16 protein-coding genes, 5 tRNA genes and 1 other RNA gene are annotated in these 15762 nt (G+C 50.7%); 20 read left to right on the top strand and 2 right to left on the bottom strand.

The genetic code is table 11. The features are described from left to right. Positions 1–900 precede the first annotated feature (900 nt). The 19 genes from cydA to pnuC all read left to right on the top strand — a co-directional run bounded on the left by cydA (position 901) and on the right by pnuC (position 12966). Positions 901–2469: a cytochrome ubiquinol oxidase subunit I gene (gene cydA / locus N0B36_RS02630; protein ID WP_016152309.1), complete on the top strand. Its 1569-nt coding sequence runs from the start codon at positions 901–903 to the stop codon at positions 2467–2469. Between the two features lie 15 nt (positions 2470–2484). Continuing rightward, a complete protein-coding gene (gene cydB, locus N0B36_RS02635) occupies positions 2485–3624 on the top strand; it encodes a cytochrome d ubiquinol oxidase subunit II (RefSeq protein ID WP_016152310.1) in 1140 nt (379 codons plus the stop codon). 14 nt (positions 3625–3638) lie between these two features. Continuing rightward, complete coding sequence (gene cydX / locus N0B36_RS02640; RefSeq protein ID WP_003022970.1) at positions 3639–3752, top strand: cytochrome bd-I oxidase subunit CydX; 114 nt, start codon at positions 3639–3641, stop codon at positions 3750–3752. Then, the gene (gene ybgE, locus N0B36_RS02645; RefSeq protein WP_016152311.1) at positions 3752–4045 is read left to right on the top strand and encodes a cyd operon protein YbgE; all 294 of its coding nucleotides are present in this window, start codon (positions 3752–3754) and stop codon (positions 4043–4045) included. The genes cydX and ybgE overlap by 1 nt, the downstream gene beginning before the upstream one ends. Positions 4046–4375: 330 nt before the next feature. Beyond that, positions 4376–4780 (top strand): tol-pal system-associated acyl-CoA thioesterase, encoded by a 405-nt coding sequence (gene ybgC / locus N0B36_RS02650; protein ID WP_003831439.1) that lies wholly within the window; start codon positions 4376–4378, stop codon positions 4778–4780. Then, positions 4777–5469 (top strand): Tol-Pal system protein TolQ, encoded by a 693-nt coding sequence (tolQ, locus tag N0B36_RS02655; protein WP_016152312.1) that lies wholly within the window; start codon positions 4777–4779, stop codon positions 5467–5469. The genes ybgC and tolQ overlap by 4 nt, the downstream gene beginning before the upstream one ends. Before the next feature lie 3 nt (positions 5470–5472). Then, entirely contained in the window at positions 5473–5901 is a 429-nt protein-coding gene (tolR, locus tag N0B36_RS02660) for a colicin uptake protein TolR (protein WP_003022978.1), read from the top strand. Between the two features lie 64 nt (positions 5902–5965). After that, on the top strand, positions 5966–7222 hold the full coding sequence (gene tolA / locus N0B36_RS02665; RefSeq protein ID WP_016152313.1) for a cell envelope integrity protein TolA: 1257 nt from the start codon (positions 5966–5968) through the stop codon (positions 7220–7222). A gap of 127 nt (positions 7223–7349) precedes the next feature. Further along, positions 7350–8642 (top strand): Tol-Pal system beta propeller repeat protein TolB, encoded by a 1293-nt coding sequence (gene tolB, locus N0B36_RS02670; protein WP_003022981.1) that lies wholly within the window; start codon positions 7350–7352, stop codon positions 8640–8642. A 34-nt stretch (positions 8643–8676) separates the two neighbouring features. After that, positions 8677–9195 (top strand): peptidoglycan-associated lipoprotein Pal, encoded by a 519-nt coding sequence (pal, locus tag N0B36_RS02675; protein ID WP_003022983.1) that lies wholly within the window; start codon positions 8677–8679, stop codon positions 9193–9195. Between the two features lie 9 nt (positions 9196–9204). After that, positions 9205–9993 carry a cell division protein CpoB gene (cpoB, locus tag N0B36_RS02680; protein WP_016156016.1) on the top strand — a complete coding sequence of 263 codons (789 nt, stop codon included), beginning with the start codon at positions 9205–9207 and terminating at the stop codon, positions 9991–9993. 165 nt (positions 9994–10158) lie between these two features. Then, positions 10159–10234, top strand: a tRNA-Lys gene (locus tag N0B36_RS02685). A gap of 26 nt (positions 10235–10260) precedes the next feature. Continuing rightward, positions 10261–10336, top strand: a tRNA-Val gene (locus tag N0B36_RS02690). Positions 10337–10339: 3 nt separating this feature from the next. Further along, positions 10340–10415, top strand: a tRNA-Lys gene (locus N0B36_RS02695). A gap of 152 nt (positions 10416–10567) precedes the next feature. Next, positions 10568–10643: transfer RNA gene (locus tag N0B36_RS02700), tRNA-Lys, on the top strand. 32 nt (positions 10644–10675) lie between these two features. Continuing rightward, positions 10676–10751, top strand: a tRNA-Lys gene (locus N0B36_RS02705). A 29-nt stretch (positions 10752–10780) separates the two neighbouring features. Next, positions 10781–10906: non-coding RNA, RtT sRNA (locus N0B36_RS02710), on the top strand. 269 nt (positions 10907–11175) lie between these two features. Then, entirely contained in the window at positions 11176–12219 is a 1044-nt protein-coding gene (gene nadA / locus N0B36_RS02715; protein WP_259686035.1) for a quinolinate synthase NadA, read from the top strand. Positions 12220–12246: 27 nt separating this feature from the next. Then, positions 12247–12966 carry a nicotinamide riboside transporter PnuC gene (pnuC, locus tag N0B36_RS02720; RefSeq protein WP_016152316.1) on the top strand — a complete coding sequence of 240 codons (720 nt, stop codon included), beginning with the start codon at positions 12247–12249 and terminating at the stop codon, positions 12964–12966. On the opposite strand, the gene zitB is transcribed toward pnuC, so the two are convergent. Beyond that, a complete protein-coding gene (zitB, locus tag N0B36_RS02725) occupies positions 12963–13904 on the bottom strand; it encodes a CDF family zinc transporter ZitB (protein ID WP_019076308.1) in 942 nt (313 codons plus the stop codon). The two genes, pnuC and zitB, sit on opposite strands and share 4 nt — an antisense overlap. Before the next feature lie 113 nt (positions 13905–14017). Then, positions 14018–14392: a YbgS-like family protein gene (locus N0B36_RS02730; protein WP_016152318.1), complete on the bottom strand. Its 375-nt coding sequence runs from the start codon at positions 14390–14392 to the stop codon at positions 14018–14020. Positions 14393–14709: 317 nt separating this feature from the next. Here N0B36_RS02730 and aroG point away from each other — a divergent pair, with 317 nt between their 5' ends. Beyond that, on the top strand, positions 14710–15762 hold the full coding sequence (aroG, locus tag N0B36_RS02735) for a 3-deoxy-7-phosphoheptulonate synthase AroG (protein WP_016152319.1): 1053 nt from the start codon (positions 14710–14712) through the stop codon (positions 15760–15762).

A 15762-nucleotide genomic window follows, 5' to 3' on the forward strand; every position in this document is an offset into this window, starting at 1 on the left:
TTTAAAAAATTACCTTTACTAAATAACTTGTGAACGGGATAACGGTTTTTTATTTTTTAATCTTATATGACATAATTATATTTTGTTAAATTTAAGATAAAAATGATAATGAATTGTTTGTGGCATATTTAAACGTTGCCACATAAGAGAAAAAGAGAAGTGAGTGATAACTTTCAGTGATGCTTTAAGCGAAACGCCTGCGCTGTGCTGAGGAACGTCAAACCCAATGCGTCTGTCAATGAGGGACGCTTTCGCTTCCATTTGAGATAGTTACATCTTGGTGTTAATTATAAGTAAAATTTAAATGAATAATTTGTATGAAATAACAATTCCATGACTTGCTAAACAAAAAACTGTGAGCTACCCGGCAATAGTGACTCTTTATCTGCTGGCAATTTTGTCAGTCGGGCGGGTTAAAAGATCGTGTAGATTTAAATAAATATCCTATCATTTGTAGTAACGGCAATTACTCATTGAAAAACATACCATTAACATGGCGTTCACTAGTCGCCTGACTGTTAAACACTATTAACATTAAATTTGAAAATTGATTTAAATCAATGTTTAAATCTTGGTAAACAGCCTCAAAAGAGGTTAAATTGCTGCAGATCAAATTGGTCTGAAAGTGATAAATTAGCTATAAATTGATCACTATCGAAAAATGCAAATTTACCTCGATAAAAACCTGTTTATTGTAAGGATTTTACGGCGTAATATAATTGCGGGATCAATTTGAGTGTTTTATTAACATGTTTGTAACCTTTCATCATTGTCCTTTCTTCAAATGAGAAGAAAGAGCAGCGGCGGAGGGAAGCAGATAAATTTGTATTGGGGCATGCGTGTGACCCTTTCTAACGGGGTTCACTCTCGGAGTCTTCATGCGATGAGCAAGGAGTCATGATGTTAGATATAGTCGAACTGTCGCGCTTACAGTTTGCCTTGACCGCGATGTACCACTTCCTGTTTGTGCCACTGACGCTAGGTATGGCGTTCTTGCTGGCCATCATGGAAACGGTCTACGTCCTTTCCGGCAAACAGATTTATAAAGATATGACCAAGTTCTGGGGCAAGTTGTTTGGTATCAACTTCGCTCTGGGTGTGGCAACCGGTCTGACCATGGAGTTCCAGTTCGGGACTAACTGGTCTTACTACTCCCACTATGTAGGGGATATTTTCGGTGCGCCGCTGGCGATCGAAGGTTTGATGGCCTTCTTCCTCGAATCCACCTTTGTAGGTCTGTTCTTCTTCGGCTGGGACCGTTTGGGTAAAGTCCAGCATATGTGCGTCACCTGGCTGGTGGCCCTGGGTTCTAACCTGTCCGCACTGTGGATTCTGGTTGCGAACGGCTGGATGCAAAACCCAATCGCCGCGGATTTCAACTTTGAAACCATGCGCATGGAGATGCTGAGCTTCTCTGAACTGGTGCTCAACCCGGTAGCACAGGTGAAATTTGTTCACACTGTGGCATCTGGTTATGTTTGTGGCGCGATGTTCGTTCTGGGGATCAGCTCCTACTATATGCTGCGCGGTCGTGACTTCGCGTTTGCTAAACGTTCTTTTGCAATCGCCGCCAGCTTTGGTATGGCTGCTATTCTGTCTGTTATCGTTCTGGGTGATGAATCCGGTTACGAAATGGGCGACGTGCAGAAAACCAAACTTGCTGCTATTGAAGCAGAATGGGAAACGCAGCCTGCACCGGCTTCCTTTACCCTGTTCGGTATTCCGGACCAGGATGCGCAGGAAAACCATTTTGCGATTCAAATTCCTTATGCGCTGGGCATCATTGCCACCCGCTCTGTTGATACACCGGTCATTGGTCTGAAAGACCTGATGGTGCAGCACGAAGAGCGCATCCGTAACGGGATGAAAGCGTATCAACTGCTGGAAGAACTGCGTGCGGGTACTACCGATCAGGCCGTTCGCGACCAGTTCAACAGCATGAAGAAAGACCTGGGTTATGGTCTGCTGCTGAAACGCTATACGGATAACGTCACCGACGCGACCGAAGCGCAAATTCAGCAGGCAACGAAAGATTCTATTCCTCGCGTTGCGCCGCTGTACTTCGCTTTCCGTATTATGGTGGCGTGCGGCATTCTGATGCTGGCAATCATCGCAGTGTCCTTCTGGACCGTGATTCGTAACCGTATCGGTGAGAAAAAATGGCTGCTGCGCACCGCGCTGTATGCGATTCCTCTGCCGTGGATTGCCATTGAATCCGGTTGGTTTGTTGCAGAGTACGGCCGCCAACCGTGGGCGATTGGTGAAGTGTTACCAACAGCCGTAGCGAACTCTTCGCTGACCGCTGGCGACCTCATCTTCTCGATGCTGTTGATTTGCGGCCTGTATACCCTGTTCCTGGTGGCTGAACTGTATCTGATGTTCAAGTTCGCACGCCTTGGGCCGAGTAGCCTGAAAACCGGTCGTTATCACTACGAGCAGTCCACTGTGACTTCTCAGCCGGCACGCTAAGACAGGAGTCGTCAAATGATCGATTATGAAGTATTGCGTTTTATCTGGTGGCTGCTGGTTGGCATTCTGCTGATTGGTTTCGCGGTCACTGATGGCTTCGACATGGGGGTGGGCATGCTCACCCGTTTCCTCGGTCGTAATGATACCGAGCGTCGAATTATGATTAACTCCATCGCCCCGCACTGGGACGGTAACCAGGTTTGGCTCATCACCGCGGGTGGCGCACTGTTCGCTGCCTGGCCGATGGTGTATGCCGCTGCGTTCTCTGGTTTCTATGTGGCGATGATCCTGGTCCTGGCGTCTTTGTTCTTCCGTCCGGTCGGTTTTGATTACCGCTCCAAGATTGAAGACATGCGCTGGCGCAACATGTGGGACTGGGGCATCTTCATTGGTAGCTTCGTTCCACCGCTGGTTATTGGCGTGGCGTTCGGCAACCTGCTGCAAGGGGTTCCGTTCCACGTAGACGACTACATGCGTTTGTACTACACCGGTAACTTCTTCCAGTTGCTGAATCCGTTTGGTCTGCTGGCGGGTGTCGTGAGTGTTGGGATGATCATCACCCAGGGCGCGACCTATCTGCAGATGCGTACGGTAGGTGAACTGCATCTGCGTGCGCGTGCAACGTCGCAGGTTGCGGCACTGGTCACTATGGTCTGCTTCGCGCTGGCTGGTGTGTGGGTGATTTACGGTATTGACGGTTATGTTGTGACCTCAGCACTGGATCATCATGCCGCCTCTAACCCGCTGACCAAAGAAGTGGCTCGCGTGGCTGGCGCATGGATGGTGAACTTTAACAATGCACCTATTCTGTGGCTGGTTCCTGCACTGGGCGTGGTTCTGCCGCTGTTGACCATCCTGACTTCTCGTATGGAGAAAGGGGCATGGGCGTTCGTCTTCTCTTCACTGACGTTAGCCTGCATCATCCTGACGGCTGGTATCGCAATGTTCCCGTTTGTGATGCCATCCAGCACCATGATGAACGCAAGTCTGACCATGTGGGATGCAACGTCCAGCCAGCTGACGCTGAATCTGATGACGTATGTAGCTTGTGTGTTCGTTCCGATCATTCTGCTGTACACCGGCTGGTGTTACTGGAAGATGTTCGGTCGCATCACCAAAGAAGATATTGAAAGCAACACCCACTCTCTGTACTAAGTAAGGAGCTTAAAATGTGGTATTTCGCATGGATTTTGGGAACGCTTCTTGCCTGTGCATTTGGGATAATCACAGCGCTGGCGCTTGAGCACGTTGAATCAGGCAAAGCCGGACAAGAAGATAGCTGATGACCAACATTATCGCGATGCAGTATAACGCGATGGATAAGCGCCCCTTGCGGGCGCTTTCCTTTGTGCTGGCAATCGTGTTGGCTGGCTGCATATTCTGGGATCCGTCACGTTTCGCGGCCAAAACCAGTGAGCTGGAAATCTGGCATGGTCTCCTGCTGATGTGGGCGGTCTGCGCAGGCATCATTCACGGCGTTGGTTTTCGTCCTCGCGCCGTACACTGGCAGGGCATTTTCTGCCCGCTAATCGCGGATATCGTCCTGGTTGTTGGTCTGATTTTCTTCTTCTTTTGAATAAGAAACATCCTTAAATATTTATGGGCTTGCATAAGCCCATAAATTTTTACTCTCCGTTTACTTTCCCCCATTCCAAACCACCATTCCCGCGCGTATAGTAGCGAAGTTTGAAAGCATTAACCTAAGGTTGTGCCCTGGAGTTGTGTGCGGTGGCGACACTGGACCATCAGGACGCAACTTAATTGCATTACCGGGATGTAAAGTGAATACAGCGCGATATACAACGACATTCTTGAAGCATCGCGGCGGCAAGAACGCGAGTCACCAGGCGCTTACAAAGTTAAGCGATCGGTGTGAGTGGGCGAAGCCAACAAAGAGGCAGTAAGAATGAACAAGTATATGTTTCGATGGCCGGTTCGTGTCTACTATGAAGACACCGATGCCGGTGGAGTGGTTTACCACGCCAGCTACGTCGCTTTTTACGAAAGAGCACGCACAGAAATGCTGCGTCATCATCACTTCAGTCAGCAGGTCCTGTTGGCCGAACGTGTAGCCTTTGTGGTGCGCAAGATGACGCTGGAGTACTTTGCGCCTGCCCGGCTCGACGATATGCTCGAAGTCCAAACCGAAATTACGTCAATGCGTGGCACCTCATTGGTTTTCACGCAACGCATTGTCAACGCAGAGAACACCGTGCTGAATGAAGCCGAAGTTCTGATTGTTTGCGTTGATCCACTCAAAATGAAGCCTCGTGCGCTTCCCAAGTCTATTGTCGCGGAGTTTAAGCAGTGACTGACATGAATATCCTTGATTTGTTCCTGAAGGCAAGCCTTCTGGTTAAACTTATCATGTTGATTTTGATTGGTTTCTCAATCGCATCCTGGGCCATTATTATCCAGCGGACCCGTATTCTTAATGCGGCTTCACGTGAAGCTGAAGCATTTGAAGACAAGTTCTGGTCCGGCATTGAATTGTCGCGCCTGTATCAGGAAAGCCAGGGGCGTCGTGATAATCTGGTGGGTTCGGAACAAATTTTCTACAGCGGATTCAAAGAGTTTGCGCGTCTGCATCGGGCGAATAGTCATGCGCCGGAAGCGGTCGTTGAGGGGGCATCCCGTGCGATGCGTATCTCGATGAACCGTGAACTGGAAACGCTGGAAACGCATATTCCATTCCTCGGCACCGTAGGCTCTATCAGCCCGTATATCGGTCTGTTCGGTACCGTTTGGGGGATCATGCACGCATTTATCGCGTTAGGCGCGGTAAAACAGGCAACGCTGCAAATGGTCGCACCGGGTATCGCGGAAGCGTTGATTGCAACGGCTATCGGTCTGTTTGCGGCAATCCCGGCGGTTATGGCTTACAACCGACTGAATCAGCGCGTGAACAAGCTGGAACTGAATTACGACAACTTTATGGAAGAGTTCACCGCGATTCTGCACCGCCAGGCGTTTACCGTTAGCGAGAGCAACAAGGGGTAAGCCATGGCCAGAACGCGTGGACGAGGTCGTCGCGAACTCAAGTCCGAAATCAATATTGTACCGCTGCTCGACGTACTACTGGTGCTGTTGCTGATCTTTATGGCAACCGCGCCGATTATTACGCAGAGTGTGGAAGTCGACCTGCCGGATGCGACCGAATCGCAAGCTGTCAGCAGTAACGACGAACCGCCGGTCATTATTGAAGTTTCCGGGATAGGGCAATACAGCGTGGTCGTTGAGAAAGATCGTATGGATCAACTGCCGCCGGAGCAGGTTATCGCGGAAGCGAAAAGTCGCCTGCAGACCAATCCGAAAACGGTCTTTTTAATCGGTGGTGCGAAAGACGTGCCTTATGATGAAATAATTAAAGCGCTGAACTTGTTACACAGTGCAGGTGTAAAATCGGTTGGCTTGATGACGCAGCCAATCTGATGACTGCGTTTTGCTGGCTTGAAAGATAGCGCGTAACAGGCGAACAGTTTTTTGGGAACCGAGAGTGTCAAAGGCAACCGAACAAAACGACAAGCTCAAAAGGGCGATAATTATTTCAGCGGTGCTGCATGTCATTTTATTTGCAGCGCTGATCTGGAGTTCGTTCGATGAGCACATTGATGCTTCAGCCGGCGGCGGTGGCGGTTCGTCCATCGACGCCGTTATGGTCGATCCTGGCGCCGTTGTGCAACAGTACGACAGGCAGCAGCAACAGCAGGCAAGTGCTAAACGTGCAGAAGAGCAGCGTGAAAAACAGGCGCAGCAGCAAGCTGAGGAACTTCGCGAGAAGCAGGCGGCCGAGCAAGAGCGACTGAAGCAACTTGAAAAAGAACGTTTAGCCGCGCAGGAAAAAGTGCGCGAACAGGCGGAACAGCAGAAACAGGCCGAAGCCGCCGCCGCGAAAGCGCAAGAGCAACAGAAACAGGCTGAAGAAGCTGCGGCGAAGGCTGCTGCAGACGCGAAGGCCAAAGCAGATGCTCAGGCGAAACAAGCGGCAGATGCCGCGAAGAAAGCCGCTGCGGACGCACAGAAAAAAGCAGAGGCTGAAGCCGCTAAAGCCGCCGCTGATGCGAAGAAAATTGCCGAAGCACAAGCTGCTAAGGCTGCCGCAGACGCTGCGAAGAAAGCTCAGGCTGAAGCCGCCAAGCAAGCAGCAGCCGAGAAAGCTGCTGCGGAGAAAGCAGAAAAAGCCGCTGCCGCGAAAGCTGCCGCTGCTGAAAAAGCGGCGGCTGATAAGAAAGCCGCAGCGGAAAAAGCAGCAGCAGACAAAAAAGCTGCAGCCGAGAAAGCCGCTGCCGATAAGAAAGCTGCGGCAGATAAAGCGGCGGCTGCGAAAAAGGCTGCGGCCGAAAAAGCAGCTGCAGCCTCTGGCGTTGACGACTTGTTGGGTGACTTAAGCTCCGGTAAGAATGCACCGAAATCGGGTGGTGGAGCGAAAGGAAACGGTCAACCGGCGAAAGATAGTGGTACAAGTGGTGCAAATGGCGGTGCATCTGGCGCTGATATCAGTGCTTACGCATCTCAAATTCGTAATGCGATCCAGAGCCGTCTGTATGGTGCCGATTTGTATGCGGGTAAATCTTGCGTATTACATATCAAGTTAGCACCCGATGGTCTGTTACTGGATGTGACCGAAGAGGGCGGAGATCCGGCATTGTGTCAGGCTGCGCTGACGGCTGCGAAAACAGCCAGAATTCCTAAACCGCCTAGCCAGGCTGTTTATGAAAAAGTAAAAGATGCCAAGCTGGACTTTAAACTGTAATAACGTCCCTGAGAATTCAGGGGAAACGGTCTAAGGTTGAGACAGCGTTCTGGTAGTTTTGTGTATTTGAGTTTGTTAACATTCTGCTAAATTATCGTGGGCTTTCCGTCCAGATAAGGGAGATATGATGAAGCAGGCATTACGAGTAGCATTTGGTTTTCTGATGCTGTGGGCAGCGGTGCTGCACGCAGAAGTACGTATCGAGATCACCCAGGGGGTGGACTCGGCACGCCCGATTGGTGTTGTCCCCTTCCAGTGGGCAGGGCCGGGTGCTGCACCTGAAGATATCGGTGGTATCGTAGGCGCTGACCTGCGTAACAGCGGTAAATTTAATCCGTTAGACCGTTCTCGCCTGCCGCAGCAGCCGGGTACCGCACAGGAAGTTCAACCTGCCGCATGGTCTGCGCTGGGTATTGATGCCGTGGTAGTAGGTCAGGTTACGCCTAATCCGGATGGTTCCTACAGCGTTGCTTATCAACTGGTAGATACCGGTGGCGCACCGGGTACCGTACTGGCACAGAACACCTATAAAGTGAACAAGCAGTGGTTGCGTTACGCGGGCCATACTGCAAGTGACGAAGTGTTTGAAAAACTGACCGGTATTAAAGGTGCATTCCGTACCCGTATCGCTTATGTTGTTCAGACGAACGGCGGCCAGTTCCCGTACGAATTACGTGTATCCGACTACGATGGCTACAACCAGTTCGTGGTACACCGTTCTCCGCAGCCGCTGATGTCTCCGGCATGGTCTCCGGACGGTTCAAAGCTGGCATACGTCACTTTCGAAAGCGGTCGTTCTGCGCTGGTTATTCAGACGTTGTCTAATGGCGCGGTTCGTCAGGTAGCGTCGTTCCCACGTCACAACGGTGCACCTGCGTTTTCTCCGGATGGCAGCAAACTGGCGTTTGCCCTGTCTAAAACCGGTAGCCTGAACCTGTATGTCATGGACATTGGTTCCGGTCAGATCCGTCAGGTGACGGATGGTCGCAGCAACAACACGGAACCTACCTGGTTCCCGGACAGCCAAAACCTGGCCTTTACCTCTGACCAGGCCGGTCGTCCGCAGGTATATAAAGTTAACGTCAACGGCGGTGCTCCGCAGCGTATTACCTGGGAAGGTTCGCAAAACCAGGATGCGGATGTGAGCAGCGACGGTAAGTTTATGGTAATGGTAAGCTCAGCCAATGGTCAGCAGCACATTGCCAAACAAGATCTGGTAGCGGGTGGCGTACAAGTCCTGTCGTCAACGTTCCTGGATGAAACGCCAAGTCTGGCACCTAACGGCACTATGGTAATCTACAGCTCTTCTCAGGGGATGGGATCCGTGCTGAATTTGGTTTCTACAGATGGGCGTTTCAAAGCGCGTCTTCCGGCAACTGATGGTCAGGTTAAATTCCCTGCCTGGTCGCCGTATCTGTGATAATAAATAATTGATTAATAAAGGAATCATTGAAATGCAACTGAACAAAGTGCTGAAAGGGCTGATGATTGCTCTGCCTGTTATGGCTATTGCAGCGTGTTCTTCTAACAAGAACGCCAGCAATGACGGCAGCGAAGGCATGCTGGGTGCCGGCACTGGTATGGATGCAAACGGCAGCGGCAACATGTCTTCTGAAGAGCAAGCGCGTCTTCAGATGCAACAGCTGCAGCAGAACAACATCGTTTACTTCGATCTCGACAAGTACGATATCCGTTCTGACTTCGCTGCAATGCTGGATGCTCACGCTAACTTCCTGCGTAGCAACCCGTCTTACAAAGTCACCGTAGAAGGTCATGCGGACGAACGTGGTACTCCTGAGTACAACATCTCCCTGGGTGAGCGTCGTGCGAACGCCGTTAAGATGTACCTGCAGGGTAAAGGCGTTTCTGCTGACCAGATCTCCATCGTTTCTTACGGTAAAGAAAAACCTGCAGTACTGGGTCATGACGAAGCGGCTTACGCCAAAAACCGTCGCGCCGTACTGGTTTACTAAGAGAATTGCATGAGCAGTAACTTCAGACATCACCTGTTGAGTCTGTCGTTACTGGTTGGCATAGCGGCCCCTTGGGCCGCTTTTGCACAGGCGCCAATCAGTAGTGTCGGCTCAGGCTCGGTCGAAGACCGTGTCACTCAACTCGAGCGTATTTCTAACGCTCACAGTCAGCTTTTAACCCAACTCCAGCAACAACTCTCCGATAATCAGTCCGATATCGATTCCCTGCGTGGTCAAATTCAGGAAAATCAATATCAGCTGAATCAGGTTGTTGAGCGACAGAAGCAGATATTGCTGCAGATGAATAATCTTGGCAGCGGTAGTGCGCCTGCGGCACAGTCTACAGGTGGCGATCAGAGTGGGGCGGCAACCCCTGCACCTGATGCGGGAGCTGCAGCAACGTCAGGGGCTCCCGTGCAAACTGGCGATGCGAATACCGATTACAATGCAGCGATTGCTCTGGTGCAGGATAAATCCCGCCAGGATGACGCGATTGAAGCATTCCAGAACTTCATCAAAAAGTACCCGGACTCTACTTACCTGCCCAATGCGAATTACTGGCTGGGTCAGTTGAATTACAACAAGGGTAAAAAAGATGATGCTGCGTTCTATTTTGCTTCGGTAGTTAAAAACTTCCCAAAATCACCTAAGGCTGCAGACGCGATGTATAAAGTCGGCGTCATCATGCAGGACAAAGGTGACACAGCAAAAGCTAAAGCGGTTTATCAGCAGGTTATCACTAAATATCCTGGCACTGATGGCGCAAAACAAGCGCAAAAACGCCTTGGCGCGATGTAATGACCACCATGCGACCAGAAATCGTGTTATTTCTGGTCGTGTCGTGTGATTCCTAAGCAGTTGAGTTATTTACATCGAAATTTTTGTTGCGCTAAAATCTGAAATCAGTAATATATGCCGCCGTTGCCAAGGGATATCAAACAGCCCGAAAGCGGCGAAAAAAGTGGGGCGTTAGCTCAGTTGGTAGAGCAGTTGACTTTTAATCAATTGGTCGCAGGTTCGAATCCTGCACGCCCCACCACTTAATGCAGTATCCAGCGTAGTATCGGGTGATTAGCTCAGCTGGGAGAGCACCTCCCTTACAAGGAGGGGGTCGGCGGTTCGATCCCGTCATCACCCACCACTCGGGGCGTTAGCTCAGTTGGTAGAGCAGTTGACTTTTAATCAATTGGTCGCAGGTTCGAATCCTGCACGCCCCACCAACTTTAACATTGTACTCAGGTGTTAAACGTGAAGGATAACGTTGCTTTAGCAACGGCCCGTTAGGGCGAGACGAAGTCGAGTCATCCTGCACGCCGCCATATCAATTGTTATATTGGTGTCGAGTAAAGAATTTTTCAGGTGACATCCGAGCGGGTCGTTAGCTCAGTTGGTAGAGCAGTTGACTTTTAATCAATTGGTCGCAGGTTCGAATCCTGCACGACCCACCATCCTGAATAATTGAAGCAGTAAACCCCATACGGGGGCGTTAGCTCAGTTGGTAGAGCAGTTGACTTTTAATCAATTGGTCGCAGGTTCGAATCCTGCACGCCCCACCAGTGTAAAAAGGCGCCCTAAAGGCGCCTTTTTGCTATCTGCGATTTATAAGATTCGAACCTGCAGCAGGTTCGGGTCGAACGCAGTGAGACAACGGAGCCGTTCACGGCGACGGCCCGAAGGGCAAGCGAAGCGAGTCATCCTGCACGCCCCACCAGTGTAAAAAGGCGCCCTAAAGGCGCCTTTTTGCTATCTGCGATTTATAAGATTGCCTGATGTCCTTTGCTTATCAGTCTACAGACGACACTACTCGCGTTGGCCGGATAAGACGTCAGACGCCATCCGGCATTCATCACACGCAATTATTGTGACTTTTCTGCGCCAATCCGCTATCTTGTTTAGCATACAAAACAAATCAAACCGAATATGGCGTGCGTCACGCTTTTAATCGGTTATTTCGTTAAGCCAGTGAAACGAGAAAGCAAGATGAGCGTGATGTTTGATCCAGAAGCAGCAATTTATCCGTTTCCGCCGAAGCCAGTACCGCTAAGTGTGGATGAAAAGCAATTTTATCGTGAAAAAATCAAGCGCCTGCTGAAAGAGCGTGATGCCGTTATGGTCGCGCATTATTACACCGATCCTGAAATTCAGCAGTTAGCGGAAGAGACCGGGGGCTGTATTTCTGATTCTCTGGAGATGGCGCGGTTCGGTGCAAAGCATTCTGCCTCTACGCTGCTGGTTGCGGGCGTGAGGTTTATGGGAGAAACAGCCAAAATTCTCAGCCCGGAAAAGACCATCCTGATGCCGACCTTACAGGCGGAATGTTCATTAGATCTGGGCTGTCCGATTGACGCGTTCAGCGCATTTTGCGACGCGCATCCGGATCGTACCGTGGTGGTTTACGCCAATACCTCTGCTGCCGTTAAAGCACGTGCGGACTGGGTCGTGACTTCCAGTATCGCGGTTGAACTTATTGAACATCTTGATAGTTTAGGTGAAAAAATCATCTGGGCTCCGGACAGACATCTGGGCAACTACGTGCAAAAACAGACCGGCGCAGACGTGCTCTGTTGGCAGGGGGCCTGTATCGTCCACGACGAGTTTAAAACCCAGGCTTTAACACGCATGAAAGGGCTTTACCCTGATGCCGCGGTGCTGGTGCACCCGGAGTCCCCTCAGTCTATCGTTGATATGGCAGATGCGGTTGGCTCAACCAGCCAGCTCATCAACGCGGCTAAATCGTTACCGCATGAGCAGTTGATTGTGGCGACTGACCGGGGCATTTTTTACAAAATGCAGCAGGCCGTTCCGGATAAAGAGCTGCTTGAAGCTCCGACGGCTGGCGAGGGGGCAACCTGTCGCAGCTGTGCGCATTGTCCGTGGATGGCGATGAATGGCCTGAAAGCGATTGCTGAGGGCCTGGAACATGGCGGCGCGGCTCATGAGATACATGTTGAGGACTCGCTGAGAGAAGGGGCGCTGTTGCCGTTAAACCGTATGTTGGAATTTGCGGCTACACTTCGAGCGTAATTATTTATTTTTGCTCTGGGGGAAAAGATGGACTTTTTTAGCACGCAGAACATTCTGGTACATATTCCGATTGGCGCGGGTGGTTACGATTTGTCGTGGATCGAAGCCGTGGGAACGATCGCCGGGTTGCTGTGTATTGGCCTGGCGAGCCTTGAGAAAATCAGCAATTACTTCTTCGGTCTGATAAACGTCACGCTGTTTGCAATTATCTTCTTTCAGATCCAGCTCTATGCCAGCTTGTTGCTGCAAGTTTTCTTCTTTGCCGCAAATATCTACGGCTGGTATGCCTGGTCCCGGCAAACCAACCAGCATGAAGCGGAACTGAAAATTCGCTGGCTACCGCTTCCAAAAGCGATCGGCTGGCTGGCGGCTTGCGTGGTGGCGATCGGCCTGATGTCGATCTATATCGATCCGGTCTTTGCGTTCCTGACAGGCATTGCAGTGAATATTATGCAGGCATTGGGATTACAGGTTGTTGTGCCTGAACTACAACCCGATGCATTCCCGTTCTGGGACTCCTGCATGATGGTGCTATCGATTGCAGCGATGATCCTGATGACGCGCAAATACGTTGAAAACTGGCTTCTGTGGGTGATCATTAACGTCATTAGCGTGGTGATCTTTGCCCTGCAAGGCGTATATGCCATGTCGCTGGAATATATGATCCTGACGGTTATCGCCCTCAACGGTAGCAGGATGTGGATTAACAGCGCGCGTGAGCGGGGTTCCCACGCGCTTTCTCATTAATGGTGATGATGTGAATGGCCGGACACGCCCTGATACAGGTGACAGTCCGGCCCATTGCACGGCTGATACTCCATCTGGATTGTGGCGTGTTCAATCTGGTAGTGATGGATAAGGAAATGCTGAATACGCTCCAGCAACGCATCGTGATCGTGTGGCGGGATCACCTGAACATGCAGCGTCATTACCGGTTTTTCGCCCACCATCCAGACATGGACATGGTGAACGTTGCGGACTTCAGGGATATCCCGGCTGAGATGGCGCTGCAGTGCGGCGATATCCAGCGTCAGCGGGGCACCTTCCAGTAATTCATTCACGCTATCTTTAAGCAATCGCCAGGCGCTACGCAGCACCAGCACGGAAACCAGAATCGAGAGAATTGGGTCCGCGGGCGTCCAGCCCGTCCAGATAATAATCAGCGCAGCGATGATTGCCCCGACCGAGCCGAGTAAATCGCCCATCACATGCAGCGCCGCGGCGCGGACGTTCAGATTTTTCTCTTCACTGCCGCGATGTAAAACCCAAAAAGCGAGCACGTTGGCCAGTAGACCCGCGACAGCAATAACCATCATCATACCGCCAGCCACGGGGCGAGGTGTCTGGAAGCGCTCAATCGCCTCCCAGACGATTAAAATGGTGATAACGACCAATGCGATGGCATTAACAAATGCGGCCAGCGTCGTGAGCCTCAGCCAGCCGAAGGTGTGTCGTATTGTGGGCGGGCGACGGGAAAACCGGACGGCCAGCAGCGCGAAAAGCAGCGCCGCAGCATCCGTGAGCATGTGCCCGGCGTCGGCCAGCAAGGCCAGTGAACCAGAAAGTATTCCACCCACCACTTCAACCAACATAAATCCGGCTGTAATGCAGAATGCGAACATCAGTCGGCGGGCATTATTGTCCTTGGGTTGCTCAGAGGAAGTATGAGTATGTGCGTGCGCCATTATGCCATCCCTTTGTTATTCTCATCTTTACTGTATGCCATCATACCGTTTTTGGGATGATAAAATTAAAAAGGAGAGCTATTGCTCTCCCGTTATTAGCTTTAATTTCAGCGTTACTGCGTGGTGCCATCAGTTTTTGTGTCAACATCATTGTTGATGCCGTTTCCGGTTTCAACCTTCTTATTCACATCAGGACAGCGACCGTCCTTACACATCGTGTTTTTGTGCATCTCATCTTTGGTCATCCCTTCATGGTTCATTGATGAACCGTCCGGGTGCAGCATTGTGCCACCTGAATTCACGTTACTGTTGTCGACATTATTTGGCGCCACGTTTTCGCGGGCGTCTGGGGCGACTTGTCCTGCATCAGCTGAGGAATTTGCCTGACCGTTATTGGACTGGGCGTTGCTTTCTGCAGCCAGTGCCGCGCCGCTGGCGAGGCTGAGTGTAGCGGTAAGGAAGAGTGAAGCCAGCTTTGTCATATGCATATTATGCTCCTGTTAAGGTCGATATGTCGGATAACGTCTTCCAACAGTGCATGTGCCAGTTACATCATTAATATGTGGTTAATCGTTTTGCTATGGAAATTAAAACCAGCATAGAATCTTGAAATCTATGAAAATTAAAGCTGTTACAGTTAGAAATTGTAGTTTGGATCTCGTTTTTCGCTACTTTATTGCGTTTTTTTGGCCAATTCCAGGATTAATCCGTCCAAAGTGTAAAACCCCGTTTACACTTTATGATTGAAGATATAGATTGGAGGGATTGCATTCATTTATATAAGTATGGCAACGCTGGAATAATCATGAATTATCAGAACGACGATTTACGCATTAAAGAGATCAACGAGTTATTACCACCAGTCGCACTGCTGGAAAAATTCCCCGCTACTGAAAATGCTGCCAATACGGTGGCTCATGCCCGTAAGGCGATTCATAAAATTCTGAAAGGGAGCGACGATCGCCTTCTGGTGGTGATTGGGCCGTGCTCTATTCATGATCCGGCAGCCGCTAAAGAGTATGCCACTCGTCTGCTGGCGCTGCGCGAAGCGTTAAAAGGTGAGCTTGAAATCGTTATGCGCGTCTATTTTGAAAAACCGCGTACCACCGTTGGCTGGAAAGGGCTTATCAACGACCCGCACATGGACAACAGCTTCCAGATCAATGATGGGCTGCGCATTGCGCGTAAACTGCTGCTGGATATCAACGACAGTGGATTGCCGACTGCGGGTGAATTCCTCGATATGATCACCCCACAATATCTCGCCGATCTGATGAGCTGGGGCGCGATTGGGGCACGTACAACAGAATCTCAGGTGCACCGCGAGCTGGCATCGGGTCTGTCCTGCCCGGTTGGTTTTAAAAACGGAACCGATGGCACCATCAAAGTGGCGATTGATGCAATCAACGCTGCAGGGGCACCGCACTGCTTCCTGTCTGTCACCAAATGGGGTCATTCAGCGATCGTGAATACCAGTGGTAATGGCGATTGCCATATCATTCTGCGCGGTGGCAAAGAGCCGAACTACAGCGCTCAGCACGTTGCGGACGTGAAAGAAGGCCTGGTCAAAGCAGGACTCTCTGCGCAAGTGATGATCGACTTCAGCCATGCCAACTCCAGCAAGCAGTTCAAAAAGCAGATGGATGTTGCGAAGGATGTTTGCGGACAAGTCGCCGGTGGCGAAAAAGCAATTATTGGCGTGATGATCGAAAGCCATTTGGTGGAAGGTAATCAGAATCCAGATAGCGGTGAGCCGCTGACCTACGGTAAGAGTATCACCGACGCCTGCATTGGCTGGGAAGATACCGATGCGGTGTTGCGTCAACTGGCGGATGCGGTAAAAGCGCGTCGCGGTTAA

Origin of the sequence: Citrobacter sp. XY323 (assembly GCF_025106035.1) — a bacterium.
Classification (GTDB): Bacteria; Pseudomonadota; Gammaproteobacteria; order Enterobacterales; family Enterobacteriaceae; genus Citrobacter; species Citrobacter braakii.